Source organism: Streptomyces flavotricini, from assembly GCF_020639365.1.
Classification (GTDB): domain Bacteria; phylum Actinomycetota; class Actinomycetes; order Streptomycetales; family Streptomycetaceae; genus Streptomyces; species Streptomyces flavotricini.
Genome location: NZ_JAINUL010000006.1, coordinates 1 through 692 on the forward strand (window position 1 = coordinate 1; position 692 = coordinate 692).

A 692-nucleotide genomic window follows, 5' to 3' on the forward strand; every position below is an offset into this window, starting at 1 on the left:
AGACCTCCGGTGTGGTGGAGGTGTCTAGGCTCCACACCACACACGGAGGTCTTCGTGTCCCACCGTAATGCCCGGCTGACCGTGCACGGCAGGCGGATCCTGGTCGAACGTGTCCTGTCGGGGCGTCCGGTCGCGCACGTGGCCGCGGAGATGGGCATATCGCGTCCCACGGCCCACAAGTGGGTCCGCCGCTGGCGGGACGAGGGCGACGCGGGCCTTGCGGACCGCTCCAGCAGGCCCCGCACGACGCCGCACCGCACCCCGGCCACGGTCGAGGACCATGTGTGCCGGCTGCGGACCGACCGCAAGCTGGGCCCGGCCCGCATCGGCCCGATCCTGGGCCTGCCCGCCTCCACGGTGCACCGGATCCTCGTCCGGCACCGTCTGAACCGCCTGGCCTGGCTCGACCGGCCCACCGGTGAGCCGGTCCGCCGCTACGAGCGGACCCGGCCCGGTGAACTGGTCCACGTGGACATGAAAAAGCTCGGCAACATCCCCGACGGCGGCGGATGGCGCGTCGTGGGCCGCACGGCCGGCGACCGCAACCGCCAGGCCACCACCGGCCAGCGCAAGAGCAGCACACCGGTGATCGGCTACTCCTACGTCCATTCCGCGGTCGACGACCACTCCCGCCTGGCCTACAGCGAGGTCCTGACCGACGAACGCAAGGAGACCGCCGCCGGCTTCTGGGA

At 71.8% G+C, this 692-nt stretch carries 1 protein-coding gene; it reads left to right on the top strand.

The window, feature by feature from the left end:
• Nucleotides 1-54: 54 nt before the first annotated feature.
• On the top strand, nt 55-692 hold a 638-nt coding region (locus tag K7B10_RS40060), incomplete at its 3' end, for a helix-turn-helix domain-containing protein (RefSeq protein ID WP_229345896.1).